Annotated in this window: 21 protein-coding genes; 13 read left to right on the top strand and 8 right to left on the bottom strand. The window is 67.0% G+C overall.

All coding sequences use genetic code 11. The features are described 5' to 3' along the window. Positions 1-6: 6 nt before the first annotated feature. Complete coding sequence (locus tag ACXJ16_RS25975; protein WP_185999452.1) at positions 7-1,194, bottom strand: M24 family metallopeptidase; 1,188 nt, start codon at positions 1,192-1,194, stop codon at positions 7-9. Positions 1,195-1,206: 12 nt separating this feature from the next. Then, positions 1,207-2,427, bottom strand: a complete 1,221-nt coding sequence (locus ACXJ16_RS25970; RefSeq protein WP_463922573.1) for an NAD(P)/FAD-dependent oxidoreductase — start codon at positions 2,425-2,427, stop codon at positions 1,207-1,209. Between the two features lie 264 nt (positions 2,428-2,691). On the opposite strand from ACXJ16_RS25970, the gene ACXJ16_RS25965 reads away from it, so the two are divergent. The 12 genes from ACXJ16_RS25965 (at position 2,692) to ACXJ16_RS25910 (ending at position 17,992) form a co-directional block, all read left to right on the top strand. Further along, positions 2,692-3,351, top strand: a complete 660-nt coding sequence (locus ACXJ16_RS25965) for a GntR family transcriptional regulator (RefSeq protein ID WP_054435932.1) — start codon at positions 2,692-2,694, stop codon at positions 3,349-3,351. 20 nt (positions 3,352-3,371) lie between these two features. Further along, positions 3,372-4,793 (top strand): amino acid permease, encoded by a 1,422-nt coding sequence (locus tag ACXJ16_RS25960; RefSeq protein WP_324699322.1) that lies wholly within the window; start codon positions 3,372-3,374, stop codon positions 4,791-4,793. A 57-nt stretch (positions 4,794-4,850) separates the two neighbouring features. Continuing rightward, positions 4,851-6,365: a glycoside hydrolase family 27 protein gene (locus ACXJ16_RS25955; RefSeq protein WP_463922571.1), complete on the top strand. Its 1,515-nt coding sequence runs from the start codon at positions 4,851-4,853 to the stop codon at positions 6,363-6,365. Positions 6,366-6,700: 335 nt separating this feature from the next. Then, the gene (locus ACXJ16_RS25950) at positions 6,701-7,354 is read left to right on the top strand and encodes a PepSY-associated TM helix domain-containing protein (RefSeq protein ID WP_443478922.1); all 654 of its coding nucleotides are present in this window, start codon (positions 6,701-6,703) and stop codon (positions 7,352-7,354) included. Between the two features lie 15 nt (positions 7,355-7,369). Further along, positions 7,370-7,873, top strand: coding sequence for a DUF2271 domain-containing protein (locus tag ACXJ16_RS25945; protein WP_132469693.1), 504 nt, complete (start codon positions 7,370-7,372; stop codon positions 7,871-7,873). A 41-nt stretch (positions 7,874-7,914) separates the two neighbouring features. Beyond that, the gene (locus tag ACXJ16_RS25940) at positions 7,915-8,835 is read left to right on the top strand and encodes a DUF4198 domain-containing protein (protein WP_463922569.1); all 921 of its coding nucleotides are present in this window, start codon (positions 7,915-7,917) and stop codon (positions 8,833-8,835) included. A 50-nt stretch (positions 8,836-8,885) separates the two neighbouring features. Next, on the top strand, positions 8,886-9,869 hold the full coding sequence (locus ACXJ16_RS25935; protein WP_463923319.1) for an FAD:protein FMN transferase: 984 nt from the start codon (positions 8,886-8,888) through the stop codon (positions 9,867-9,869). Between the two features lie 138 nt (positions 9,870-10,007). Further along, entirely contained in the window at positions 10,008-12,407 is a 2,400-nt protein-coding gene (locus tag ACXJ16_RS25930) for a TonB-dependent receptor (protein ID WP_463922567.1), read from the top strand. 135 nt (positions 12,408-12,542) lie between these two features. Then, positions 12,543-13,223: a Fe2+-dependent dioxygenase gene (locus ACXJ16_RS25925; protein WP_054435928.1), complete on the top strand. Its 681-nt coding sequence runs from the start codon at positions 12,543-12,545 to the stop codon at positions 13,221-13,223. Further along, entirely contained in the window at positions 13,220-14,341 is a 1,122-nt protein-coding gene (locus tag ACXJ16_RS25920) for an alpha-hydroxy acid oxidase (protein ID WP_324699316.1), read from the top strand. The genes ACXJ16_RS25925 and ACXJ16_RS25920 overlap by 4 nt, the downstream gene beginning before the upstream one ends. A 181-nt stretch (positions 14,342-14,522) precedes the next feature. After that, a complete protein-coding gene (locus ACXJ16_RS25915; protein ID WP_463922566.1) occupies positions 14,523-17,285 on the top strand; it encodes a TonB-dependent receptor in 2,763 nt (920 codons plus the stop codon). A gap of 230 nt (positions 17,286-17,515) precedes the next feature. Beyond that, entirely contained in the window at positions 17,516-17,992 is a 477-nt protein-coding gene (locus ACXJ16_RS25910; protein ID WP_054436236.1) for a hypothetical protein, read from the top strand. Between the two features lie 3 nt (positions 17,993-17,995). Here ACXJ16_RS25910 and ACXJ16_RS25905 read toward each other — a convergent pair whose 3' ends face one another. After that, positions 17,996-18,892: a LysR family transcriptional regulator gene (locus ACXJ16_RS25905; protein ID WP_185999444.1), complete on the bottom strand. Its 897-nt coding sequence runs from the start codon at positions 18,890-18,892 to the stop codon at positions 17,996-17,998. Positions 18,893-18,979: 87 nt separating this feature from the next. Between ACXJ16_RS25905 and ACXJ16_RS25900 the strand changes: the two genes are divergently transcribed. Continuing rightward, positions 18,980-19,774: an alpha/beta fold hydrolase gene (locus ACXJ16_RS25900; protein ID WP_197282960.1), complete on the top strand. Its 795-nt coding sequence runs from the start codon at positions 18,980-18,982 to the stop codon at positions 19,772-19,774. A 43-nt stretch (positions 19,775-19,817) separates the two neighbouring features. Here the strand turns inward: ACXJ16_RS25900 and ACXJ16_RS25895 are convergent, their stop codons facing one another. The 5 genes from ACXJ16_RS25895 to ACXJ16_RS25875 form a co-directional block, all read right to left on the bottom strand. Further along, the gene (locus ACXJ16_RS25895; RefSeq protein ID WP_463922565.1) at positions 19,818-20,678 is read right to left on the bottom strand and encodes an exonuclease domain-containing protein; all 861 of its coding nucleotides are present in this window, start codon (positions 20,676-20,678) and stop codon (positions 19,818-19,820) included. Positions 20,679-20,724: 46 nt separating this feature from the next. After that, the gene (locus ACXJ16_RS25890; RefSeq protein ID WP_463922564.1) at positions 20,725-21,768 is read right to left on the bottom strand and encodes a DUF3667 domain-containing protein; all 1,044 of its coding nucleotides are present in this window, start codon (positions 21,766-21,768) and stop codon (positions 20,725-20,727) included. Positions 21,769-21,837: 69 nt separating this feature from the next. Next, complete coding sequence (locus tag ACXJ16_RS25885; protein ID WP_185999441.1) at positions 21,838-22,680, bottom strand: ParA family protein; 843 nt, start codon at positions 22,678-22,680, stop codon at positions 21,838-21,840. A gap of 52 nt (positions 22,681-22,732) precedes the next feature. Further along, positions 22,733-23,077, bottom strand: a complete 345-nt coding sequence (gene rpoZ, locus ACXJ16_RS25880; protein WP_054436240.1) for a DNA-directed RNA polymerase subunit omega — start codon at positions 23,075-23,077, stop codon at positions 22,733-22,735. Between the two features lie 88 nt (positions 23,078-23,165). Then, positions 23,166-25,295, bottom strand: coding sequence for a S9 family peptidase (locus ACXJ16_RS25875; protein WP_463922562.1), 2,130 nt, complete (start codon positions 25,293-25,295; stop codon positions 23,166-23,168). Between the last annotated feature and the right edge of the window lie 27 nt (positions 25,296-25,322).

Below are 25,322 nucleotides of genomic sequence, written 5' to 3'. Positions count from 1 at the left end.
CGGCTATTACGCGAACGGACGGTCGATGGCGACCTGCGGCTGCGTGAACCACTGCGCGCCGGTCTCGGTAACGAACATGTGATCTTCCAGACGCACGCCGAACTTCTGCGGAACCACGATCATCGGCTCGTTGGAGAAGCACATGCCCGGCTCCAAAGGCGTCTTGTCACCGCGCACGAGATAGGCTGGTTCGTGGATCGAAAGGCCGATGCCGTGGCCGGTACGGTGCGGTAGGCCCGGCAGGTTGTAGTCAGGCCCCAGCCCGGCCTTTTCGAGCACGACACGCGCGGCATAGTCGACCGCTTCGCAAGGCTCGCCGGGACGCACGGCGTCGAAGGCGGCCTGCTGGGCTTCCTTCTCGATGTCCCAGATGCGGCGGATATCCTGCGAGACATCGCCGAAAGCGTAAGTGCGGGTGATGTCGGAATGGTAGCCCTGGATGGTGCAGCCCGTGTCGACGAGCACGAGCTGGCCTTCCTTCAGCTCGCGGTCGCCCGGAAGCCCGTGCGGATAGGCGGTCGCCTCACCGAACTGGACGATGCAGAAGCTCGACCCGCTGGCGCCGAGCTTGCGATGCGCGGCATCGATGAAGTGGACCACCTCGCTCTGGCGGATACCGGGGCGCAGGATGCGCGCGGCAGCCTGATGGACCAGCAGGGTCATGTTCTTGGCCTGCTGCATCAGCGCAAGTTCCGCGGCGGACTTGACCATGCGGCACTGCTTGATGACCGGCATCGCATCGACCGGCCTGGCCGAACCGCCCTGCCGGATGCGCTCGGCGAAGTGGAAGGGCAGTTCCGGGTCAATCGCCACCGTCTTCGCGCCGATTTCCGCAAGCACCCGAACCACCAGTGCGACCGGATCTTCGTCTTCCTGCCACGAACGGATGTCCACCGGAATCGCGAGATCGGCTTCCAGCGTGCCGATCTCGAAATGCGGGCAGATCATGATCGGCTTGCGTCCGGGGACGAGCAGCATGGCGACAAGACGTTCGGTCTGCCCCCAGGGCAGGCCCGAGAAGTAGCGCAGCGAGGCTCCGGCATTGACCAGCAGCGCATCAGCGCCGAGCCGGTCAGTCAGTTCCGCCGCGCGTGCCATCCGCGCCTCGCGCTCGGCCACGGCGATGGCCGGGGCGCGGTCGGCCCAGGCTTCGAGCCCGGCCAGTTCGATCTCTGCGGTCGATCCGCCAATCATGTCGTTATTCCTTTATGCGAAGCGCTGGATATCGAACGGCGCGAGCGGCAGCTCCGGCTGCTTGCCCGCGACCATCGATGAGACCAGCCGCGCCGTGATCGGCGCAAGTGTAAGCCCTAGGTGCTGATGACCGAAGGCATAGAAGAGATTGGATGCCTTCGTCGAGCGGCCGATGGCGGGAAGATAGTCAGGCAGGGTCGGGCGGCAGCCCATCCAGCGGCGGAACGGCCCGGCGATGGGCAGGCCAAGCTCCGCGACATGGCGCTCCAGCCGCTCCCACTTGCGCGGATCGGCAGGCGCATCGACCTTCCCGAGTTCGACGAAACTCGCCGCCTGCACTGCGCTTCGATAGCGCGTGACGATCATCGAGCGTTCCTCGAAGACCACCGGCGGCAGGTCGGCAGCCCACACGCCGGCATCGGCGCGGACGTGATAGCCGCGTTCGGCGATCATCGGCACCTTGTGGCCGAGATGCTCCATCAATTCGCGCGAGCGCACGCCCGCACAGACCAGCACCTGCTCGGCATCGACACCGCCGATCTCGACGCGGCCTCCCGCCATCCGCAATTCCCCGCGCCGGGCCACGAAAGTACCACCCCGCTCGGCGAAAGCCTTGCGCAAGGCAGTCCGCAAATCGCCGAGGTCCGCGATCTGGCCGCTACCGGAGAAACGGATCGCGCCGGCTACCGGCTGCTTGCCGAGACCGGACAGCATCGCCAGTTCGGCCGGTGTCGCCTCATGCACTTGCGCGGTACCGGTTTCCGCCGCCTGCCATGAAGCACGGCCTTCGCGAGCGGCGCTTTCCCCGTGCCAGAGCACGAAATGGCCATCCTGGCGAAGCAGTTCCGGCGCCCCGATGCGCTCGGTCATCGAAATCCACGCCGGCATCGAGCCAGCCAGAAGCGGTGCCAGGGCCTCGCAGCCCTTGCGGAACCGCGCCGGACGGGCGGCGGCAAGCAGGCGCAGCCCGAAAGGCACCCATTCCGCCATGGCGGCAGGCGGGAAGCCCAGCGGTCCGCCGCGCAGGAACAGGCGCTGCGGCAGGCTACGCACCATGTCCATGGAGGCAAGCGGTTCCACCTGTTCGACCGCGATGTGCCCCGCGTTGCCCCAGGATGCCGCCTTGCCCTCGGTATCGTCATCGACAAGCGCAACCTGGTGCCCTGCTTCGAGCAATTCGATGCCCGTGCAGAGCCCGACCACCCCGCCACCGACAATTCCAATGGACCCCACAAAAACTCCGTTGCATAAGTCAGACTATATCGTATACCATATATCAATCACCGCCCGTCCGCACAAGGCTTTGCACCGCGCCATGAACGTCTCGATCCACCGAAATCACAACGTCCCGGTTCGCCCGGGCGGTGAAGGGTCGCGATTAACAAAACGCAATCGCTGGTCGGAAAAGGTCGCATTGCAGCGTCATTTGGGATCATCTACCGTATACGTTAGATCGAAGGCGTATCGCGCCGTCGAGAGTTGTATGGAGATTCATTGGTGACAATCGTCGTCCGCACCCTTGCTGAACGCATTTTCGACGTGATCCGCGAAAGGATCGTCGAAGGAAAGCTCCCCGTGATGGAGCCGGTCCGGCAGGATGCGCTGGCCGCAGAACTGGGCGTGAGCAAGATCCCGCTGCGTGAAGCGCTGGCGCGGCTCGAACATGAGGGTCTGCTGACCAGCCAGGCCAATCGCGGCTGGTTCGTCCGCCCGATGTCGAGCGATCAGGCCGAAGAGATCTATCTCCTGCGCCTTGCGACCGAACCCGCCGCCGCAGCCTATGCCTGCACCAAGGCCGATGATGCCGACCGGCAGGCCGCGATCAAGGCCTTCGAAGTGCTTGACGCCGCGGCCAAGGAAAATCTCAGCGACGTTGCCGTGCGCAACCGCGAATATCACGTCGCCCTGGTCCGCCCGGGCAAGCGCCTGCTTACCACGCAGCTTGTCGAGCGCCTCGAAGTGCTCGCCGAACGCTATGTGATCGCCCACCTCGAACCGGCGGGCCGCGGCGACCGCGCGCATATGGAACACCGTGACCTGCTCGATGCCTGGCTCGCCGGAGAGGCGGACAAGGTGCAGGGCCTGCTCACCCAGCACATCGCCAGCACGCTTGACGACTTGCGCGCTCATTTTACCGCCAGCCAGACAACCGGCTGAGACCATAACCAGGGGGATCCATGCTCGGACCGCGTAAATCGATAGAAAAACTCTCACAACGCGACTCCGGGCATTCCCTGGCCAAGACCCTGAGCTGGCCTCACCTGATCGCCCTTGGCGTCGGCGCCATCGTCGGCACCGGCATCTACACCCTGACCGGCGTCGGCGCGGAGCGCGCGGGACCGGCCGTGATCCTCGCCTTCGCGATCGCCGGCGCGGTCTGCGCCTGCGCCGCGCTTGCCTATGCGGAAATGGCGACGATGATCCCGGCCGCCGGCAGCGCCTACACCTTCTCCTATGCCGCCATGGGCGAAACCATCGCCTGGATCGTCGGCTGGAGCCTGATTCTCGAATATTCGCTGGCCTGCTCCACCGTCGCGGTCGGCTGGTCCGGATATCTGGTCGGCTGGATCCAGTCGGCGGGCATCCATCTGCCCCACGCGCTGCTGGTCGGCCCGCACGGCGGCGGCATCGTCAACCTGCCTGCCGTGCTGGTGGCGCTGGCCGTCATGGGCATGCTGATCGCCGGCACCCGCGAAAGCGCCACGCTCAACATCGTGCTGGTCATCATCAAGCTCGTCGCGCTCACGATCTTCGTCGTCATGGCGCTGCCCGCCTTCCAGGGCGGCAACCTTGAACCCTTCATGCCCTACGGCTTCGGCAGCACCGAAGTGGAAGGGCAGAAGCGCGGGGTCATGGCCGCCGCCGCCATCGTGTTCTTCGCCTTCTACGGCTTCGACGCAGTCGCCACTTCGGCCGAGGAAGCCAAGAACCCCGGCCGCGACCTTACCATCGGCATCATCGGCTCGATGGTCGTCTGCACCGCGATCTACATGGCCGTTGCGATTACCGCGATCGGCGCCCTGCCCTTCCAGCAGCTTGCCAACTCGCCCGAACCGCTCGCCCTCGTGCTGCGCCAGCTCGGCCAGCCGGTTGCCGCGCACCTGATCGCCTTTGCCGCCGTGCTCGCCCTGCCTTCCGTCATCCTCGTGATGATGTACGGCCAGAGCCGCGTGTTCTTCGTCATGGCCCGCGACGGCCTGCTGCCGCGCAGCCTCGCCAAGATCAGCCCGCGCACCGGCGCCCCCACCCGCATCACGCTGATGACCGGCATCTCGATCGCGGTCGTCGCCGGTATCTTCCGTCTCGACGAGATCGCGGAACTCGCCAATGCCGGCACCCTGATCGCCTTCATCTCGGTCGGCGCGTGCCTGATGATCCTGCGCCGCCGTGCGCCGGACCTGAAGCGCCTGTTCCGCTGCCCGCAGCCCTATGTCGTCGGTACGCTGACGATCCTGGGCTGCGCCTATCTGCTGTTCAGCCTGCCCGAGAGCACGCTGGTCCGCTTCGGCGCCTGGAACGTGATCGGCCTCCTCGTCTACTTCCTCTACGGCCGCAGCCGCAGCGAAGCCGGACGCGAGGCGGCGGCGGCAGTGGCCTGACACGGCCGGGCTGCCGCTCCCTTCACCCGTAACGATACCGATCCCAAGGAGATCGCGATGAAACGCGCCCTCGTGCTGGCTGCCGCCCTGCTTGGCACCGCCCTTTCGCCTGCTGCGCCTGCCCTTGCCAAGACTGCTTATGACGGCGTCTGGCTGTTCGACGACACCCCGCCCACGCCGGGCGTGACGATGATGGAAGTCACCTCGAAGGGCGGCAAGATCGCCGGCACCGTAACCACCAAATGGTACGGCCCGGTCGAGATGATGAACCCGCGCGTCGAGAACGGCGAACTGAAGTTCGAGGCCCGCAACCTCAACGACAAGGAGCACCTTACCCGCCCGTGGAGCGTCGCGCTTGAAGGCGGGCAGGCCCATCTCAAGGGCAGGATCTGGGAATCCGAGGTCGACAGCAAGGGTTACAAGGGCAAGGCGAAGGACGCCAGGGCGCGCGCCTTCCAGTTCGCCGCACTGCCCCCGCTCGGCACGCCGATCCCCAACAGGCTGGCCTCCACCCCGCCGATGGGCTGGAGCAGCTGGAACAAGTTCGCCGAGCACATCGATGACAAGACCGTGCGCGCGCAGGCCGATGCCATGGTCTCTACCGGCCTTCGCGATGCCGGCTACCTCTACATCAACATCGACGATGGCTGGCAGGGCAAGCGCGACGCCAATGGCGTGCTACAGCCCAACGAGAAGTTTCCGGACATGAAGGCGCTGACCGACTATGTCCATTCCAGGGGACTGAAGATCGGCATCTATTCCTCGCAGGGGCCGCGCACTTGCGCCGGCTACGAAGGCAGCTACGGCCACGTCGCGCAGGATGCGAAGACTTATGCCGAATGGGGCTTCGACTACCTGAAGTACGACCTGTGCTCGGGCGAGTGGTTCTATGCCGATGCCGATACCGTGAAGCGCAGCTACTACGAAATGGGCGCCGCCCTTCAGGCGACGGGGCGCGAGTTCATCTTCTCGCTCTGCGAATATGGCCGCTTCGACGTGGGAAGCTGGGGCCGCGACGTCGGCGGCCAGCTGTGGCGCACGACCGGCGACATCACTGACGACTATCCGACAATGGCCAAAATCGGCTTCGACAAGAACGGCAAACCCGATTGGGCCGGGCCGCATGGCTGGAACGATCCGGACATGCTCGAAGTCGGAAACGGCGGGATGAGCGCGGACGAATACCGCACGCACATGACGCTCTGGGCCATGTCCGCCGCGCCGCTGATGATGGGCCATGACCTGCGCGAAACCAGTGCCGAAACGCTGGCGATGCTGACCAACAGGCGCGTCATCGCCGTGGATCAGGATGCCAGGGGCGTCCAGGGCAAGGCCGTGCGCAAGGCGGGCTCGATGGAAGTCTGGGCCAAGCCGCTGGCAGACGGCCGCGTTGCCCTGGCCCTGTTCAACCGCGGCGAGACCGCGGCCTCGCTCTCGCTGACACCTGCCGATGCCGGTCTGGCCGCAATCTCGCAGGTCGAAGACCTGTGGACCGGGGTCAAGGCCGCGAAACTGCCCGCAAGCTACACGGTCCCCGCTCGCGGTGCGGTGATGCTCACCGTCGGGGGCTGATCCCCGACATCCTGCCGGCACGCGCAAAGTCCCACCCTGGGCGCTTGTCGGCAGACCTGCCGCCGGAAGCCGGTTCGGCATCCGGCGGCATTCGCCGCTTGCACGATCCCTTCACCTCGATTTGCGCTTTGTTATTGCGAGGCATTCGCACTTGCGATAATGGCAGCGGCACAGGGGGGCCGGGACTCGATTCCGCATCGCTTTTGCGCGACTCCCGTAGACCAAGGGAAACGTGCAAGTTGGGCGGTAACGGCGAAAGTCTCGATGTGCTTGATGGGGCGGACCGTGCACCGCCTGCTGCGCGGACAGAACCGCCTGCAGATCCCGGGCAAACCGTGCGTCCTGCCGCCGCCCGCCGCGCTCCCGCGAAGAAGAAGAACAAGAAGGCCCGCGCCTTCTGGCTCAAGCAGCTTCACACCTGGCACTGGGTGAGCGCCGCGGTTTCGCTTGCGGGAATGTTCCTGTTCGCCATCACCGGCATCACGCTCAACCATGCGGCATCGATCGGCGCGGAACCCAAGGTGGTACAGAGCGAAGGCAAGATCGCGCCCGGCCTCCTGCGTAGCCTGCCCCCCGCCGGAGACGGCACCGCGCCGCTTCCCGCCAATGTCGCCAGGGCAGTGGCCGCCGCCGTTCCCCTCGATCCCGCCGGTTTCCCGGCGGACTGGTCCGCCGAGGACGAGGTCTATGTCGCCATGCCCGGCCCGGGCCGCGACGCATGGGTCAGCATCGACCGTTCCAACGGCGCAATTTCCGCCGAAGTGACCAATCGCGGCACGGTTTCCTACCTCAACGACCTGCACAAGGGCCGCAACACCGGCTCGGTGTGGTTCTGGTTCATCGATCTCTTCGCGGCGGCCTGCGTCGTGTTCACGGTGACCGGCCTGTTCCTCCTCCAGCTTCACGCCAGACATCGGCCCTCGACCTGGCCGCTGGTCGGGCTGAGCCTGCTGATCCCGCTCGCGATCGCCCTGATATTCATCCACTGAGACAAGAAGGCACCGATGACGACATCGAAGGTACTGCCAGCGCTTCCACTTCTGGCCCCGGCGCTCGTCGCCGGGACCATCGCCACCCCGGCTGCCGCGGCGACCGTGAGCGTGACGATCCCGCGCATCAACGTCGCGGAATACCATCGTCCCTACGTCGTCGGCTGGCTCGAACCAGCCGCCGGCGGCCCGGCCCGCACCGTTTTCGTGTGGTACGACGTCAAGAAGGCCGGCCGCGAGCCCGGCACGAAGTGGCTGGCGGACCTGCGCACCTGGTGGCGCAAGGGCGGCCGTTCGCTCAACCTGCCCGCAGACGGGCTGAGCGGCGCCACCCGCGCGCCCGGCACCTACCAGATCCCCCTGCCCGCCAATCTTCCGGCGGGACAGTATGTCTTCAAAGTGGAAGCCGCGCGTGAAACCGGCGGGCGCGAACTCGTCTCGGTTCCGGTCACCGTTCCGGTCAAGAAGGCCGGCTCGGCATCGGGCAGTTCCGAACTGGGTGCGATCACCATCCGCTGATCTCGAATTCTCGAACATTCACGATTTTTCAAGGACATGACATGCGCTACAGCCATATCCTGATCGCCTCGGCCGCCGTGGCCGCCGCCCTCGCCTCACCCGCTTCGGCCCACCGCCAGTGGCTCCTGCCGTCCACCACCACACTCGCCGGCACCAGCGAATACGTGACTGTCGATGCGGCGGTATCGAACGATCTGTTCTATCCCGACCATTTCCCGATGAGCCCCGAACAGGTCACCGTCTGGGCTCCTGACGGCAGCGAAGGCAAGATCGAGAACCCGGCCACCGGCCGCTACCGCGCGACGTTCGACGTCAAGATCGACAAGCCCGGCACCTGGAAGATCGGCACCCAGCGCTCGGCGATCATGGGCAGCTTCAAGGTGAACGGCGAAGACTGGCGCCTGGGCGGACGCGGCCGCCCGATGGGCGCCGGCGGTCCCGGTGCAGGCGGCCCCGGTGCGGGTGGTCCCGGTGCGGGTGGTCCCGGAGGGGCGCCCGGCGCCGGCGGCGCGCCGGTGCGCAGTGTCGCAACCGTGGCGGACATTCCGGCCAATGCCACCGACGTGAAGCTGACCGAATCGATTTCCGGCAACTACATCTACGTGACCGCCGATGCGCCGACGAAGACCGTCTTCACGCCCACCGGCAAGGGCCTGGAAATCGATCCGATCACGCACCCGGACGAGCTGGTGTCCAACGAAGAGGGGCAGTTCCGCTTCCTGATCGACGGCAAGCCCGCCGCCGGCGTCAAGGTTACCGTGGTTCCCGGCAGCAAGAAGTACCGCGAGGCCGAACAGGCCCAGGAACTGACGACCGGCGCCGACGGCGTGCTCCACGTCAAGTGGCCGGTCGCCGGAATGTACTGGATCAACGCCAGCGCCAGCGACAACAAGCCCAGCGAAAAGCGCGCCACCGAGCGCCGCATGAGCTACACCGCCACCGTCGAAGTGGTCGCGCCCTGAACGGCACCTAAAGCGACCTGAACGACACCAAGCCTCCCTTGGCCTCCCCCTTGCGACTGGCCGTGCCGCTCGACATCGATCCGGGCGTCCTTGCCGACTGGCGACAGGACGCCCCGGTCATCGACCTCGGCGGGGAGACCATGGGAACGACCTGGCGTCTCCGCCTGGCGGCGCCCGAAAACTTCGACCGGGACGCGATCGTCGAGGCGATCGAGGCCCGGCTCGAGGATATTCTTGCCCAGATGAGTCACTGGCGGGCGGACTCGGTGCTCGGCCGGTTCAATCGCGCTGCGGCGGGAACGTGGATCTCGCTGCCGCCCGCCTTTGCCGGTGTCATGACAGCAGCGTTTGCCATCGCCGAAGTGACCGATGCCGCCTTCGATCCCGCGATCGGTGCCATCGTCGATCTTTGGGGTTACGGCCCCGTCCCGGTCGCGGCGCCGCCGAGTGCGGACGCGCTTGCCGGGGCCCGTGCCGTTTCCGGCTGGCGGAAGCTGGCTTTCGATGCCGACAGCCACCGCCTGCTCCAGCCCGGCGGCCTGCGGCTGGACCTTTCCGGCATCGCCAAGGGCCATGCCGTTGATGCCCTTGCCGCGCTGCTGCGCGAAAGGGGCTGCAACCATTTCCTTGTCGAGATCGGCGGTGAGCTCGTCGGTTCGGGGATGAAGCCGGACGGCGATCCCTGGTGGGTCGATCTCGAAACGCCGACCTGCGATATTCCGCCCTTCCGCATCGCCCTGCACCAGCTCGCCGTGGCGACCTCGGGAGACTATGTGCGCGGCCGCCACACCATCGACCCGCGCAGCGCCCTGCCCGTGGAACATGCCATGGCCGTCAGCGTGGTCCATCGCAGCGCCATGCTGGCCGATGCCTGGGCCACTGCGCTCTGTGTCGAGCCGCCCCAGGCCATGCGCGAACGGGCCATCTGCGAGAATCTGGCGGTTCGCGCGCTGTGCCGCGCGGGAGACCACGGCGAGGGCCGGATCGAGGAATGGATCAGTCCGGCCCTTGCCGCCCTCCTCGTCGCGCCCTGACCGGCCTTACCGCCCCCCTGACACCCCCGCCCCGACGATTTTGCAACATAAGCGTTACACTTGTAACAAAGTATATTGCGAATGCGAATGACTCTCATTATCGGAGCCGCCAAGGGAATTCCAAACATGAGGGGAATTATGTCTTCCAAGCCTTCGTCCTCGGCTGCGCGCCGCACGTTCCTTGCGCTGTCCTGCATCGCGCCCGTGTTCAGCGTTGCCCCCGCCCATGCCCAGCAGTCCGACGGCCAGCGCGTGCTCGGCGGCGTCACCGTCAGCGATTCCGCGATTGACGAGCAGCCCGGCCGCAAGCTCGAATCCCCCAAGCGCACCCGCCCCGTGCTCGATACGCCGCAGACCATCACCGTGCTTTCCAGCGAAGTGATCGAGCAGCAGAACCTGCTGACCCTGCGCGACGTGCTCTCCACCGTCCCCGGCATCACTTTCGGCGCGGGCGAAGCGGGCACCGGCCCCGGCGACAACATCACCTTCCGCGGCTACAGCGCCGCAAACGACATCACCATCGACGGCGTGCGCGACAGCGCGCAGGTGACGCGCACCGATCCGTTCAACCTTGAGCAGATCGAAGTCACCAACGGCGCGAACTCGGTGGTTTCCGGCGCCGGTTCGACCGGCGGCAACATCAACATCGTCAGCAAGCGCCCCAAGGCCGATGATGCCTATGTCGCCACGGCCGGCGTCGGCACCGACAATTATTACCGCGCCGCCGTTGATCTCAACAAGCGCGTGAACGACCTCGTCGCCTTCCGCCTCAACGGCATGTGGCACCGCAACGACGTGCCCGGCCGCGACGTGGAAGACTACAAGCGCTGGGGCGTGGCGCCCTCCGTCACCATCGGCATCGACAGCCCGACCAGCCTGACGCTCCAGTACTTCCACCAGGAGGACGACAACGTCCCGCAGTACGGCGTGCCCTATTACAGCGGTACCGTGCCCGGCGTTCACCGCAGCGACTACTTCGGCTATCGCAACGTCGACAAGCAACGCATCAACATCGACCAGATGACCGCGATCTTCGATCATGCGTTCAGCGACACGGTCTCGATCCGCAATCTCGCCCGCTGGCAGGATTCGCGCCAGCTTACCGTGGTCAATCCGCCGCAGGGGACCTACTGCCTGACCACCGGCGTGACGCCGACCGGCGGCAGCTGCGGCACTGTGCCGGCCGGTTACTATCAGCCTTCAGGCCCCCGCGGCACCACGCGCGACATCCGCAACCAGCTGCTGTTCGACCAGTTCGACATCAAGGCCGTGTTCAACACCGGCGCGATCGAGCACACCATCGATCTGGGCGGCTCGGCCACCTGGGAAAAGTATGACCTGAACAACGGCAACTCGCTGCGCAATGCCGATGGCACTTCGGTCACGCTTCCGCTCATCAACATCGACAACCCGAACGATGTCGTGACCGGTCCGACCGGGTTCACGTACGGCAGCAACCTCTACACCGGCCCGGTCAACTTCATCCGCACCGGCCACACGCTGGGCGAGCAGACCAACGTGGCCGCCTACCTGTTCGACACGATGAAGCTGGGCAAGCTGGAACTCAGCGCCGGCGCCCGTATCGAGCGCAACGTCGGCACGACCCGCGCCGACACCATCGCCGCCTCCACTACGTCCACCGTGACGCAGGGCCAGGTCACGCCGGGCACCGAGACGCGCAGTGCCGACACGCTGTTCTCCTACCGCGTCGGCCTGAACTACAAGCCGGTCGAGGCGGTCAGCCTCTATGCGGCCTATGGCAATTCGCGCACGCCCTCCAAGAACTCGGTCAACGGTTCCTGCACCACGGCGGGCGAGAACGGCGCCACCACCTCGACCTGCAACGTGAACCCGGAAAGCGCCCAGAACTACGAGATCGGCGCCAAGGCCGAACTGTTCGACGGCGGCCTGCTGCTGACGGCGGCGGCATTCCGCAACGAGCGCGACAAGTACGCCGTGATCTCGGGCGATCCCGCCGTTCCCAACCAGCAGCTCGACGGCAAGTCGCGGGTGGACGGCATCGCGCTGGGCGCCAGCGGCAAGATCACGCCCGACTGGTCGATCACGACCAATTACACCTACCTCAAGAGCAAGCTGCTCCAGTCGGTGTCGGACTACTGCCTTGCCAACCCCGGCGCCGTCACCGGCACGCGCACCTGCACCAACACGCCCACCAACCCAAATCCGGGTGCCGGCCAGTACCTGACCCAGACCCCGAAGCATTCGGCCAGCCTGTTCACGACCTACCGCCTGCCGTTCGGCCTGACGCTGGGCTACGGCTTCACCTATCAGGGCAAGTTCCTGCTTTCCGCCGCCGTTCCCGCCACCGCGACAGCAGCCGCCGTCAAGGCGATCTCCTCGGACGACTACCTGATCCACCAGGGCTTCCTGTCCTATGACTTCAGCCCCAACCTCTCGGCGCAGCTCAACGTCAAGAACATCGGCAACAAGCTCTACTACCAGCGCATCCGCAACAACGGCTGGGCCACACCGGGCGATGCCCGCTCGGCGGTCCTGACCCTCACCGCGAAGATGTAAGCGGGAAAACCTCTCCCAACGGCCGGCGGGCGCGCATCAGGGCGCCCGCCGGTTTCTCTTTTTGATGCGCGTCCCGGTTTCTCTTTTTGATGCGAGTCATTGTCAGGAGCGCCGTCCTCGGCAAGAAGAGCGCCCATGGTCATCGAAATTCCCGAACTTTTCTCCGCCGACGAAGTGCGCGCATTCCGAGAGGCGCTGGAAGGCGCCGACTGGGCGGACGGCCGCGCCACCGCCGGTCATCGCGCCGCGCAGGTCAAGGACAACGAGCAGCTTCCGCTGGGCCATCCGCTGGCGCAGCAGCTTGCGGACCGCGTGCTGGCCCGCCTCATGCAGACGCCGCTGTTCATCGCCGCCGCCCTGCCGAGCCGCGTGCTCCAGCCCCGCTTCAGCCGCTACGACGGGCGCGGCCACTACGGCAACCACGTCGACAACGCGATCTTCCCGATCCCCGGCACCGGCGAACACTTGCGCAGCGACATCTCCAGCACCCTGTTCCTCAGCGATCCCGACGAATACGACGGCGGCGAACTGGTGATCGAGGACATGTTCGGCAGCCACACCGTCAAGCTTCCCGCCGGGCATCTGGTGGTCTATCCCGGCAGCAGCCTCCACCGCGTGGAGCCGGTGACACGCGGCACGCGCTTCGTCTCGTTCTTCTGGACCCAGAGCTTCGTCGCCGCGCCCGAACGCCGCCGCCTGCTGCTCGAACTCGACGGCGCGATACAGGGCATCGCGGGCGACCATCCCGAACATGGCTCGATCGACACGCTCACGCAGGTCTACCACAACCTGCTGCGCCAGTGGTCGGTGACGTGAGCGACGCGCCGCTTCCCGCGCTGACGCAGATCCCGCCCGACCTGCGCAGCCTTGCCGATTACGAACGCCGCGCCCCCGCCCATCTTTCCGCCGAGGCGTGGCATCATATCGAGGAAGGTTCGGGCACCGGACAGACCCTGCGCGCCAACCGCGAGGCCTTCTCGCGCCGGGCCCTGCTTCCGCGCGCCATGGCCGACCTGCGCGGCGGCGGCACCGCCATCGACCTGTTCGGCCGCAACCACGCAGCGCCGCTGATGATGGCCCCGGTGGCCTACCAGCGCCTTGCCCATCCCGACGGCGAACTCGCGGTGGTGCGCGCCGCCACCGCGCTAGATACCGGCACGATCGTCAGCACCCTGTCCAGCGTGCCGCTGGAGGAGATCGCCGAAGCCGCCCGCTCCTTTGCCCGCGAACTGGGCCGGCAAGCCGCGCCGCTCTGGTTCCAGCTCTATCTCCAGCCGGACCGCGAACACAGCCTCGCCCTCGTCCGCCGCGCCGAGGCGGCGGGATACGAGGCGATCGTGCTCACCATCGATGCCGCCATCAAGCTTTCGGGGATGACCCTGCCGCCCGGCGTCTCGGCGGCGAACCTCGCGGGGATGCCGCTGCCACGGCAGACCGCAACGCTGGGCGGGCGCATCCTGTTCGGCACCCCGCTCGCCGATACCGCGCCGCGCTGGGAAGACCTCGCCTGGCTGCGGGAGGCCACCTCGCTTCCCGTGCTGGTCAAGGGCATGGTGCTGGGAGAGGACGCCGCCCGCGCGGTGGACATGGGCGCAGACGGGCTCATCGTCTCCAACCATGGCGGCCGCGTGCTTGACGGGCTGCCCAGCGTGCTCGACGTGATCGAGGATGTGGCCGGGGCAACCGGGGGCCGCGTGCCCCTGCTGGCGGACGGCGGCTTCCGCTCCGGCACCGACATGGTCAAGGCGCTGGCGCTGGGTGCACGCGCGGTGCTGCTCGGCCGCCCGCAGCTTCATGCCCTCGCCGTGGCGGGGATGCCGGGCGTCGCCCATGCGATTCACCTGCTGCGCACCGAACTCGAAGCGGCGATGGCCCAGCTCGGCTGCGCCACAGTGGCCGAAGTGACGCGCGAACGGGTGACCGGCACGCGCTAGGGCATGCAGGCGGGCCAACTGCTCATCTTCTGTAAATCTCTGGAATTGCATCGCCGGCGCGCCGCCCGGTTCTTCGGCGCGACAATGGTGCGAAGCTGTCACCAATTAATACAAATTGCGACGCCCCAAAAAGCGCGAAGTTTGTCATGGCGATGGCAAAACAAGATGAGGGAATTTCGAAGTGGTGCGATTTCGTTTCGGCCTGATGGCGTCGGCTGCCCTGTTCGCGTGGCCCGGTGCTTCCGCTTATGCCCAGTCAGGCTCCACCGGGGCCACCACGTCCACGCAATCCACGCCCGAGGAACCCGGCGAGGAGAACGAGATCGTCGTCTCGGGCCAGAAGCCGCGCGGCTCGGTGATCGGCGACATCGCCCCCGAAGTGACCTTCGATGCCGGCGACGTGCGCGCCCTTGGCGTTTCCAGCGTCACCGAACTGCTTGAGGAACTCGCCCCGCAAACCGAAAGCGCGGGCGGCGGTTCGCCCGTCGTCCTGCTCGAAGGACGCCGCATCGCCAGCTTCCGTGAAGTCGGCACGATCCCCACCGAAGCGATCCAGCGGGTCGAGATCCTGCCCGAGGAAGTCGCCCTCAAGTATGGCTATGCCGCCACGCAAAAAGTCGTCAACATCGTGCTGCGCCAGCGGTTCCGCGCCTATACCCTCGAAGGCGGCGCCAAGCTCGGCACCCAGGGGGACGGGCTGAGCGTCAATCCCAAGGCGGACTTCCTCGCGATCCGCCGGGGCGAGCGGCTCAACCTCGACGTGAACTACTCGCAGGCCAATTCCATCACCGAGGCCCAGCGCGGCCTTGCCACCAGCGGCGGCGACGGCCGCAATCGCACGCTGCGCCCGGAAACGCAGGCCTTCACGCTCACCGGCACCTGGGCCAAGCCGCTCTCCCACGTCTGGCTGGCCACGGTGAACGGCGAGCTGACCACGACCGACAGCCGCGCCCTGCGCGGCAGCGCCCTGTCCTCGGTGACGATCCCGGGCGGCACGCCTTACGCCAGCGGGGCCGAAGACGAGACGTTCCTGCCCACCGTGGACGGCCTCTCGCCGCTGACCAACACCAACAGCAAGCAGACCGGCCACCTCGGGCTGACGCTCAACGGCACCACGCAGAAGTGGCAGTGGACGGTCACCGGCAATTACGACCGCACCGACACCCGCTCGATCCAGCAGCGCCCGCTCAACCTGGCCGACTATGCCGCCGCCGTGGCCGCCGGCGATCCGCTCGCCGATCCCTCCCTGTCGATCGCGAGCGAATTCCTCGATTTCCAGGCTCCCAACCAGACCCGCAACAGCACCGACAGCGTCGACCTGAACTTCGTGGCAACGACCACGCCGCTGCAGATGCCCGCCGGCGGGATCACCACGACCTTCAAGCTCGGCGGCACTTTCGACCGGTCCGACAGCACCGTGACCCGGCTCGGCATCGACCGCGACACCGGCGTCGACCGCGATCAGGGCGAGGCGTCGGTCAATATCGACATCCCGCTCAGCAGCCGGGGCGTGCCGCTGTTCCCCGGCGCCGGGCGCATGTCGATCAACGCCAACGCGGCGGTGCGCCAGATCGGCGACTTCGGCACCCTGCGCACGCTGGGCGGCGGCTTCAACTGGAGCCCGACCAACCGCTTCAGCCTGATCGCCGCCTACCGCGACGACCAGAGCGCGCCCAGCGCCGCACAGCTGGGCGACGCGGTGATCTCCACCGCCAACTTCGACCTGTTCGACTATACGACCGGCCAGTCGGTCCGCGTCACCGCGCTGACCGGCGGCAACCCCGACCTCGAAGGCTCGCGCCTGCGCAACTTGCGCCTTGGCGGCACGTTCCGGCTGAACGACCCGAACATCACCCTCAACCTCGATTACAACCGCACCTGGCAGCGTAACCAGGTCGTCGCCCTGCCCGGCGCGACGCCCGGCGTGGTCGCGGCCTTCCCCGAGCGCTTCACCCGCGATGCCGATGGCAATCTCGTCTCGGTGGACCTGCGCCCGATCAACATCGCCAGCGAAGACAAGTCGCAACTGCGCATGGGGATCACTTTCACCAAGACGCTCAAGACCCCGCAATCCCAGATCGACGCCATGCGCGAGAGCTTCCAACGCCGCTTCCCGAACGGGTTCCCCGGCAGGGACGGAATGGGCAGGGACGGGGCTGGCCGGGAAGGCGGCGAAGGCGGCCCGCCGCCGCAGGGCGAAGGCGAGAACGCCGCGGCCCAGCAGGGCGGCGCCGCCACCGGCACCGATGCCGGCACGCGCGGACCTGGCAGCACCGGGGGCGGCAGCGGCAGCGGCGGCAGCGGCGAGGGCGGCGGCGGTGAAGGCGGCGGTCGCCCCGGCGGCGGCTTCGGCGGTCCGGGCGGAGGCGGCGGTCCGCGCGGCTTCGGCGGGCCCGGCGGCGGGCGCGGTGGACGCATGACGTTCTCGCTCTACCACACCTGGGTCTTCTCCGACCGCGTCGTGCTGCGCGATGGGCAGCCGGAGATCGATCTCCTCAACGGCGGCACCATCGGCGCCAGCAGCGGCGGCACGCCCCGCCACAAGCTGGAACTCCAGACCGGCTATTCGCAGAGCGGCCTGGGAATGCGCCTGACCGGAAGCTGGCAAAGCGGCACCACGGTGGACGGCGTGGACGGCTATGCGGCGACCAAGCTGCGCTTCGACGATTTCGCCAAGTTCGACTTGCGGCTCTTCGCCGATCTCGGCCAGCAACCCAAGCTGGTGGACAAGATCCCGTTCCTGCGCGGCGCGCGCGTGACGTTCTCGGTCTCCAACCTGCTCGACTCCCGTCAGAAGGTGCGCGACGGCAACGGCGACACGCCCTACGCCTATTCGCCCTATTACCTCGACCCGGTGGGCCGGGCGTTCCAGCTCACGTTCCGCAAGCTGTTCTTCACCGCGCCTCCGGGCGGCCAACGGCCTTCGGGCGGCTTCCGCCCCTGAGCGCACCCGGCCCGGCGGGATCGCGGGGTTGGGCCGATAGCAGGACCGGGGCCGCGGGTGACGGCGGGGATGTGCCTGCCGTTACCCGCGCCGGTCGGTGCGGGCCGATCGGGCGCGGGCTCAGCCCGGCAAGCCGGCCCGTGCGCGCCCAGCGCCGGGACGACGGCTTCGGGGCTTTTATTTGCGAATGATTTGCATTAGCATAATGGTGCGACCTGGAGTGCCCCGTTATGTCCTTTCATTTTCCCGTTCCCGTGCCTTGCGCGTCCTGCTCCGGCAGTTCCGTTCCGGGCGATCCCGAGCCCCTGCAGGATTTCAAGCCCGCCTTTGCCCGCCGCACCCTTCCCGCCAGCGTGCTGGTCGACATCGCCCGGTGCTGGCGCAGTGCGCGCGAGGATGGCGAACATGCCCAGCCCAGCCTCGCCGCCCGGCTCGACCTGTTCGACTGCGCCATGCTCGCGCCGGTGATCGACAGTTTCTGCCTGCTCTTCGAAGCCGCGCTGGGCCGTCCGATGCGGCTGGGCCTTGCGCACCGCCTCTCATCCGACGAACGGCTGATGGTCAGCCTGCTCGAAGGGCCTGAACTTCGCCCCGTCACGCTCGCCTGCGCGGAGCCGCGCGGCACCCTGCTGGATGGCGCGATCCATTCCACGCGGCTGATGATCGCGCTCACGCTCATGCAGGCGCGCAAGGTGCGCGTGCGCTGATCCTCAGCCTCCGTCCGGCTCGCTGGGAAAGCGGGCTTCCGCCACGAAGCCGCTGACCGTCGCGGCGCGCTCGTCGCTGCGGATCGCCAGCGCCAGCGTCGCGGTCGGCATGTCGCCTTCGAGGTCGTGATAGGTCACGCCCCTGAACGAGGCGTCGCGCATGGAATGCGGCACCAGCGCCACTCCGAGTTCCGCCGCCACCAGCGCCAGCACGGACGCCACCTGCGGCGCGGACTGGCCGATCACCGGATCGAACCCGGCCCTTCGGCAGGCCTCCAGCGTGGCATCGAACAGCGTGGGACCAAGCGCGCGCGGCGTGAGGATGAACGGATCGAGCGCAAGCTGCTCCAGCCGGATCGGATCGCCATGCGGCATTCGCGAAGAGGCCAGCGCCGCGATCAGGGGTTCGTCGGCCAGATGGAACAGGCGCAGGCCGGTCTTGTCCACGGCATCGGGGCGCAGGAATGCCACGTCCAGCGAACCGTCCCCGAGCCCTTCCACCAAACCGTTGGAATTGTGCTCGGTCAGGCTCAGCTCCACCTCGGGAAAGCGCCGCCGGTAGATGCGGATCGCCTGCGGCACGAGCGGGTTGAACGCCGCCGACCCGGTGAAGCCCACGCGAATCCGCCCAGTTTCCCCTGCCGCGGCCCGCTGCGCGGCGCTCACCGCTTCGGCAACGATGCCGGGAATCGCGCGAACCCGCTCCTCGAAGGCCCGCCCGGCCTCGGTCAGTTCGGCGCCTTGCGGAATGCGGTGGAACAGCGGAGTGCCCACTTCACGCTCCAGATCCTTGATCTGGTGGCTGAGCGGCGGCTGCCCGATGCCCAGGCGCTGCGCGGCGCGGGTAAAATGGCGCTCCTCGGCCACGGCGAGGAAGTAGCGAATATGCCGGAGTTCCACATCATACCTAAAACATATCAAGATCGCCATCATCATGAATTGGACAGATGACGATCACAAGCCCAATTCGGGCTCAGGAGATTTGATATGGCGACTCTGGCAATTGAGGAAACCGGCACGCAGGCCCGTGCCGACTGGTTCATGACTGACGAGCGGCAGGTGGAAACCCGCGCCGCGCCTGCGCTGGAACCCGTGGTGTTCCTGCCCGGCCTGCTGTGCGACCAGTCCCTCTGGAGCCGCCAGATCCGCAGCCTTGCCGATGTCGCCGCGCCGATGGTCGCCGACCTCACGCTGGACGACACGATCGGCGCCATGGCCGAACGCACGCTGGCCGCCGCGCCGCGCCGCTTCTCGCTGGTGAGCCTGTCGATGGGCGGCTATGTCGCGCTGGAAATCATGCGCCGCGCGCCGGAACGCGTGAGCCGCCTCGCGCTCATCAACTCCAGCGCCCGCAGCGACACGCCGGAACGCACCCTGCAACGCAAGGCGGGCATCGCCTCGCTCCAGCGCGGCAAGTTCCTTGGCGTCACCCGCAAGCTGCTCGGCGATCTGGTCCATCCCGATCACACCGAAGGCCATGTCGCAGACGAGATGCGCGCCATGGCGTCACGCGTCGGCGGCGAGGCGTTCATCCGCCAGCAGCACGCGATCATGACCCGTCCCGATTCGCTCGAGGGCCTGAGCCGGATCAAGGTGCCGACGATGATCGTCGTCGGTGACGGCGACCGCATCACCCCGCCCGATCACGCCCGCGAAATCCACGAGCGGATCGCCACGTCGAGCTATCACGAGATCGGCTCTTGCGGGCACATGGCCGCGCTGGAGCATCCCGAGCAGACCAATTTCCTGCTGCGCGGCTGGCTGCAGCGCGAAGCCGCCTGACCGGGAAACGGCGTCCGCCCCGGTCCTTGCCGGGGCCGCCCGATCAGAACCTGCTGCGCAAATCGCCCTCGGTCAGGATGGCGATCGGCCGGCCCGCATCGCGCAGTTCCTGCGCCTTGCGGTGCTGGGGCGCGGCGCTGACCCAGCGGCCGTAGGGATTCTTCGTGCTGACGACCAGCATCGTCGTGGTCATCCCCACCGAAGCCACCACGCGCCCGCCCGCCCGCGCCACGAACTGTGCCAGCGGGCCGTCGCGCGGCTCTCCCAGAATGGCGACACGTTCGCCCGAGAGCGGACCGTCTGTGGCGGGCTGAGGCACCTCGATCTTCTTCCTGGCCGGGGCGGTCATCCACCCGTCGAGCCCGAGGCCGGTATGTTCGATGGCGCGGACGATCACCATGCCGGCCGCGCGCGCATCGCTCAGCGCGTCGTGATGGCGGTGCTCGATACCGAGGAACGAGGACAGGATATTGAGCCGGTGGCTGGGAAGCTCGGGCCAGGCCCGCTTGGCCACGCGCACGCTGTCGAGCCAGCGCGTCTCGATCTCCGGCAGTTCGCCGATGCGGCAGGCTGCGGCAAGCGCGCCCTTGTCGAAGTGGGAATGGGCAACGGTGATCCGCCCGGCCAGATGCCCGGTGACGGCGGCGTGAATATCGCCGAAGCAGGGATGGCCCACGACCTGCTCGGGCCTGATGCCATGGATGCCCACGTTGAACGGCGAGAATTCGTCGCGCGGGTCGACCAGCGTTTCGTAGGCGAAAGTCTCCCGCCCGTTTCGAAAGCCGACGATGCCGATCTGGCAGATACTGCTGACCCGCGAACAGGCGGTCTCCACGTCGACGACGACGAAATCGGGTTCGGTCTCGGTCTCGGGGCTGGCGGCGGGATTCGGCTGGCTGGTCATCACCCCCGCGCCTTAGCAGGCCGCTGCCCGCAGGGCGAGGCAGGTATCAGAGGCTGATCTGCGCCATGATCATGATGAAGAACAGCAGTAGCGCGGTGGAGGCGAACCAGCCCAGCAGCACCGTGCGCCATATCGCGCCGAAGCGGCCCACCCCATAGGCGCCGCGCAGTTGTGCATACATGTGGAACGGCGGCACGAAGAACAGCAAGCCTGCCACGAAGCCCGCCCCGGCTGCCTGAAGCGCCATGCCCAGGATCACCAGCAGGGTCATGAAGCAGAGCGAATAAGTCACGAAGACGGTGTGATCGTAGAGATGGAACCGGCGGCTGAAGGGGAACAGCAGCCACAGGAACGGAACCGAGATCGGGATCAGCGCCCAGCTGTACTTGTAGGCGTAAGTCTGGAGCTTGTAGGCCGCGAGTTCGGGGTTCTTGCGGAACTTGCCGATCGCCTTGTCGAGCGGGCGAATATCGCTGAAATGCTGTTCTCCGCCATTCCCCGCAACTGCCGCCCGCGTCTCCTTCAGCACTTCGAGCGCCTGGCGCTGCTCGTCGATCCGCCGCTCGACCTCGGCGGTATCGCTGCCTTGCGCGCGCAGCGTCCGGCGCTGTGCCTTGAGCCCGTCCAGCTTCTGCTGGCCGGCCGTCACCGCCGTCTCGAAGTCTCCGCTCTCGACAGGTGCGGCGGCGATGGTCTCGTGATCCTCCACCGCGTGGAACACCGCGAACATCAGGAACACGCTGAACAGGAACAGCGCGATCGGCGAGACATAGCTTGCCCGGCGGCCGTCGATATATTCGCGCGTCAGCCGGCCCGGACGGCGCAGCAGCATCGGCAGGGTCCGCCAGATCCGCCCCTCGAAATGGAACACGCCGTGCAGCAGGTCGTGGAAGAACGCGCCGAGGCTGCGGTGGACGTGGGCGGCCTGTCCGCAGGTATGGCAGTGCGAACCGATCAGCGCCGTGCCGCAATTGAGGCACGCGGTTTCATGCGTATGGCCGGTGTCGCCCGCGTCCCGGTGCGGCTCGGCCGCGTTCGCGATGAGGCCGCCCTGCCCGATTTCGGCCAGACTTTCGCTGATCTCGTTCATGCATTCCCCCTGAAGCGCGGGAAATCTACCCTTTTGCGCCGCCGCTGAACAGCGGTTCCGCAAGAACCCTCAGCCCGCGCGTTCGGCCAGCTTCGCCTCGATCGCGCCCCACAGGCGGGAGAACTGCTGCGCGGCGGGGCTTTGCGGTGCATGGACGCCCACCGGCTGGCGCTGCACGGCGCATTGTTCGACCGCGCTGGCATAGGGGATGGAGGGCCAGTTCGGGTTCGCCTCGCGCGCCTGCTTGTGCAGCGCGCGGCGCAAGTCGAGCATCGAGAGCACTGGCAGGATCGGCGGATGGCGGCGGGTATTGCCCGCGATCTCGCGCACTACCAGCTCGAAGGCCCGCGCCGAAAGCGGCGATGGCGGCAGCGGCACGATCACCAGGTCGGCCGCGCGCACGACCTGGGCCGAAAGTTCGTTCATGACCGGAGGACAATCGAGCACGATGCGCTCATAGTTTTCCGAAAGCTCCCCGGCGAGTTTCGCCAGCCGCTTGCGCTTGCCGATCCGCATGAGCTGGGCATCGAGCGCGCGAATGCTTTCATCGGCGGGGAGGACGTCTATGTTCTCCCACGCGGTATGCTGGATCAGCCGCGATGCCGGGCGATCGCGCGAAAACACCTCTTCGGCGAGACCCGAGCGTCCCGGCTCCAGCCCGTAGAGGAAGCCGGAGCCTCCCGCCGCATCGAGATCCCACAGCAGCGTGCGCCGCCCGGTCTGCGCCGCACACCAAGAGAGATTGGCCGCGAAAGTCGTCTTCCCGACCCCGCCCTTGACGCTGTAGATGGCGATCGTGGCGCCGGGCGCGCGTTCGTGCCGCGAACTCGCAACAACGGGCCGCGCCCCTTTCGGGGCCGGCCCGCCGGCAGCCCCGGCAATCCGGGGCAACTTGTGTTTCTTGCCAACCACCTGAACGATGGTTGCCGGTCAGCGGCGATCCGTCAACCGGGAACGCGCAAGATCAACCGTCGTAATCGCCGCCCAGCGAGGTATTGCGGGTCGGAGCCGACGCGGTGATGCGCAGGGCTTCGGCCGACTGGCTGAGCGAACCGATTTCGTCCATCTCGTCGTCGTCGTCGGGCAGAACGCGCTGCATCGAGGTGACCAGCGTTTCCTTGAGGACCGCCGGGGTCACGGTCTGCTCCGCGATTTCGCGCAGGGCGACGACCGGGTTCTTGTCACGGTCGCGTTCGATGGTGAGTTCGGCACCGCCCGAAATCTCGCGTGCACGCTGTGCGGCCAGCAGGACCAGATCGAAGCGGTTGGGGATCTTGTCGACGCAATCTTCGACGGTAACGCGCGCCATGGGCACTCCGTATGAAATCTGGTGGATCGGTAAACGATGGCCCCTAAGCGAACGCCCGCAAGGAGTCAAGGAAAGCGCGCGCTGCTCATTAGGGAACGCCGAGCTGGTCCAGCACGAAAGCGGTCCATTCCGCCGAATCGCGGTAGCGTTCGAACCGGCCCGACTTGCCGCCGTGCCCGGCCTCCATGTTGATGCGGAACAGCAGCGGATTGGCATCGGTCTTGGTGGCGCGCAGCTTCGCGACCCACTTGGCCGGTTCGTAGTACTGGACCTGGCTGTCCCACAGCCCGGTCGATACGAACAGCGAGGGATAGGCTTTCGCGGTCACGTTGTCGTAGGGCGAATAGCTCAGCATGTAGTCGTAATAGGGCTGGACCGCGGGATTGCCCCATTCGTCATATTCGAAAGTGGTGAGCGGGATCGAAGCGTCGAGCATCGTCGTCACCACGTCCACGAACGGCACTTGCGCGACGATCGCTTTGTAGTCCTGCGGCGCCATGTTGGCGACGGCGCCCATCAGCAGCCCGCCCGCGCTGCCGCCCATCGCGGCCACCCGGCCCTTCGCCCCGTAGCCCTGCGCCACGAGATAGCGGGTCACGTCGATGAAGTCGGTGAAGGTGTTCTTCTTGTTCAGCAGGTGCCCGTCGTCGTACCAGCCGCGCCCCATTTCCTGCCCGCCGCGAATATGGGCGATGGCATAAACCACGCCCCGGTCCAGCATCCCGATCCGCGAAGGATCGACCGCCGGATCGGTCGAATAGCCGTAGCTGCCGTAGGCATACTGGAACAGCGGGGCAGTGCCGTCTCGCTTCACGCCCCTGGCATGGACCAGCGACACCGGCACCCGGGTTCCGTCCCGCGCGGTAGCCCAGACCCGCTCGGTCACGTATTTCGAGGGATCGTAGCCCGGCACCGGCGTGACCTTGAGCACGCGTTTCTCGCCGGTTCCGGCGTTGATCTCGATCGTCGTCGTCGGCGTGACGAGAGAGCCGTAAGTATAGCGGACCCAGCGCGAGGACGGCACCCTGTTGACGTCTAGCGCCATCCGGTAGGCAGGTTCCCCGGCCTCGACCGGGATCGATTTTCCGGCATCGGTCAGCAGGCGGATCATGCGGTTGCCGCCTTCGCGCTGGTCGATGGCGACGAAGCCTTCGAACGGCGCGAAATCCTCGATGAAGACGGTGTCGCTGGCGGGAGCGAGATCCTTCCACGCAGCCTCGCCCTTCGCCGCCCCGGCATCGGCAAGGGTCACCAGCTTGTAGTTCTTCGCGCCGCGATTGGTGCGGATCACCCAGCGATCGCCGAGGTGTTCGGCATAGTAGCGGAACTCCTTCTCGCGCGGGGCGATGGTGGTGAAGGCGGCCGGGGCGGGCGAGGCCGCAGGCGCGCAGCGCTGCTCGTCGCTGACGGTGCTCTGCACCACCACGCAGACGTATTTGCTGTCCCGCGTGCGCAGGATGCCCATCTGGAAGGTGTCGTCGTTCTCCTCGTAGAGCAGCCGGTCGCTCGCCGGGTCGGTGCCGAGCACATGGGCCTTCACCTGATAGCCGCGCAGGGTCACCGGGTCCTTGGCGATATAGAGCACGGTGCGCCCGTCGCCGCTCCATACGAGATTCGGCTCCACATTGCCGACGGTGTCGCTCATGACCTTGCCGGTCGCGATGTCCTTGACCCGCAGGACATACTGCCGCCGACCGACGGTATCCTCCGCCCAGGCGACTTTGGTATTGTCGTCGCTCACCGCGAAGTCGCCGAGCGAGAAGAAGCTGTGCCCCTTCGCCATGGCGGGCTGATCGAACAGCACCTGCCAGGCGCCGGTGGTCCCCGCCTTGCGGCGTTCGTTCACCGGATAATCCGCGCCCGCGGCGAAACGGCGCGCATAGGACCAGCCGTTGTCGTCATAGGGAACGGAACTGTCGTCCTGCTTGATGTGCGAGACGGTCTCTTCGTAAAGCTTCTGCGCCAACGGCTTGAGCCGCGCCATCTGCGCATCGGTCCAGGCGTTTTCGGCGGCGAGGTAGGAGAGCATCTCGGCGTTCTTGCGGGTATCGTCGCGCAGCCAGTAATAGTCATCCTCGCGCGGGCCGCCGGGAGAAGGCACCTGATAGGGCTTCTTCTCCGCAACCGGCGGCGCTGTCGGCACGCTTTGCGCAAAGGCGGGCATGGCCGCCAGAGCCGCGCTCATGACCGTCAGGCCCGAAAGGAACTTCGAACGCATCGCCCATACCCCCTGCAACTGGAAGCC

It is taken from the genome of Novosphingobium sp. TK71, from assembly GCF_055361505.1.
The sequence above is the reverse complement of the archived record's forward strand: the minus strand, read 5'-3'. Positions and strand labels throughout refer to the sequence as shown.